This window comes from Endothiovibrio diazotrophicus (assembly GCF_054657215.1).
On sequence record NZ_BAAHXB010000235.1, the window covers coordinates 1 to 2,262 of the forward strand.

3 protein-coding genes are annotated in these 2,262 nt (G+C 69.8%); 2 read left to right on the forward strand and 1 reads right to left on the reverse strand.

Annotated elements, in window-relative coordinates; all coding sequences use genetic code 11:
- Positions 1 to 176 precede the first annotated feature (176 nt).
- On the reverse strand, positions 177 to 722 hold the full coding sequence (locus ACYQ2W_RS26015; RefSeq protein ID WP_459873943.1) for a Smr/MutS family protein: 546 nt from the start codon (positions 720 to 722) through the stop codon (positions 177 to 179).
- A 106-nt stretch (positions 723 to 828) separates the two neighbouring features.
- Between ACYQ2W_RS26015 and surE the strand changes: the two genes are divergently transcribed.
- Entirely contained in the window at positions 829 to 1,581 is a 753-nt protein-coding gene (surE, locus tag ACYQ2W_RS26020; RefSeq protein ID WP_459873945.1) for a 5'/3'-nucleotidase SurE, read from the forward strand.
- Between the two features lie 38 nt (positions 1,582 to 1,619).
- On the forward strand, positions 1,620 to 2,262 hold a 643-nt coding region (locus ACYQ2W_RS26025), incomplete at its 3' end, for a protein-L-isoaspartate(D-aspartate) O-methyltransferase (protein ID WP_459873947.1).

A 2,262-nucleotide genomic window follows, 5' to 3' on the forward strand; every position in this document is an offset into this window, starting at 1 on the left:
GTGATTGGGCCGTGCCGACCGTTGGGCTGAATTCGTGTCTTGCGTTGGTGCCCACGGAGAGGTCGCGGCGGCCGCGGGCCGCCCGATATCCGGCCCGCTTGGGATCGCTACAGGCGTATCCGTTTCTTCCGCTGACGGTGTTCCTTACGCCGCTGAATCACTCAACACTGCGCCCTCTACGTCCTGCGCAGCAGGACGTAGAGGGCGCCGGTACCGCCGTCCACCGGGCGGGCCGAGCAGTAGGCGAGCACCTCGTCGCGCTGGCGCAGCCAGCGGTCCACCTTGCCCTTGAGGATCGGTCCCTTGGCGCTGGAGCGGCGCCCCTTGCCGTGGATCACCCGCACGCAGCGCATCCCCCGGGCCAGCGCGGCCAGCAGGAACTCCGCCAGCTCGCGCCGCGCCAGCTCCACCGTCAGGCCGTGCAGGTCCAGCTCCGCCCCCACTGCGTACTGGCCGCGGCGCAGCTTGCGCATCACGTTGTGCTGCAAGCCCGGTCGGGCGAACCAGATCTCCTCGCCGGCCTCCACCCCCAGCGGGTGGTACTCGTCGGAGAAGAGCTCCTCGATCACCTGCTCCTCGTCGCGCCGGCTCATCCGCGGGGTGGGGCGGGGGCGCCGATGCTGCGGTTCGATCCGTCCGTCATCGGCCAACGGGCGCACGTCGGCGACCGCTTCGCGGAAGGCCGCGAGCTCCTCATCGCTCAATTCGCGGGGGTACTTCATGACGGCGTCGGGAGGGAATTTTTCGGCTTGGGCAACGGTCGGGAAAAAGTTATTATAAATCATTACATAAAGAGAGGCCCTGCCGACCGTTCGGCAACCCCATGCGATGAAGATCCTGCTCAGTAACGACGACGGGGTATTTGCCCCGGGGCTCAGTGCGCTGGCCGCTGCCGTGGAGCGCTTCGGCACGGTCACCGTGGTCGCCCCCGACCGCGACCGCAGCGGCGCCAGCAACTCCCTCACCCTCGACTGCCCGCTGCGCGTGACCCGTCACGACAACGGCTTCTTCGGCACCAACGGCACCCCTACCGACTGCGTTCACCTGGCGGTCACCGGGATGCTGGAGGAGGAGCCGGACATCGTCCTCTCCGGGATCAACGCCGGCGGCAATCTGGGCGACGACGTGCTCTACTCCGGCACCGTCGCCGCCGCCATGGAGGGGCGCAGCCTGGGCCTGCCGGCGATCGCCATCTCCCTGGTGGGCGAGCGCCCCTTCACCCACTACGCCACCGCCGGCGAGGTGGTGGCGCGGCTCTTGGCGAGGATCGGCGAGAGCGGTCTGCCGGCCCAGACCATCCTCAACGTCAACGTCCCCGATCTGCCCCTCGACCAGTTGAAGGGGTTGAAGGCGACCCGCCTCGGCAACCGGCACAAGGCCGAGCCGGTGGTGCCGGGCACCGATCCGCGCGGCAAGACCCTCTACTGGATCGGTGCCGCCGGGCCGCAGCAGGACGGCGGCGAGGGGACCGATTTCCATGCGGTGGCCGAGGGTTGGGCCTCGATCACGCCGATCCACGTCGACCTCACCCGCCATGAGGTGTTGGCGGCCACCGGCCGCTGGTTGGAGGGGGCGCCGTGAGACCGCCGATCACCCCCCAGCTGATCCAGGGCAGCGGGATGACCGGCCAGCGTGCCCGCGACCGCCTGGTGGAGCGGCTCAAGCAGGAGGGGATCCAGGACCACCGGGTGCTGGAGGCGATCCGCTACACCCCCCGCCACCTGTTCATGGACGAGGCGATGGCCACCCGCGCCTACGAGGACAGCGCGCTGCCCATCGGCTACGGCCAGACCATCTCCCAGCCGTGGGTGGTGGCACGGATGACCGAGGCGCTGATCGCCGACGGCATCCCGCCGAAGGTGTTGGAGGTCGGCACCGGTTCCGGTTACCAGGCGGCGATCCTGGCGGCGCTGGCCACCGAGCGCGAGCCGATCGCCGTCTACTCGGTGGAACGCATCACCCAGCTCTACCAGCGCGTCCGCGATCTCTTCTGGGAGCTGCGCATGCGCAACGTGCGCACCCGCCACGCCGACGGCGGCTGGGGCTGGCCGGAGGAGGCGCCGTTCGACGCGATCATCGTCACCTGTGCCCCCGAACGGGTCCCCGAGGCGCTGCTCGAACAGCTGGCGGTGGGCGGCCGGCTGGTGATCCCGGTGGGCGCCGGTCGCAGCCAGCAACTGCTGCTGATCTACCGCACCGAAGAGGGCTACGAGCAGCACTTCCTCGATCAGGTCACCTTCGTCCCGCTGCTCGGCGGCGCGG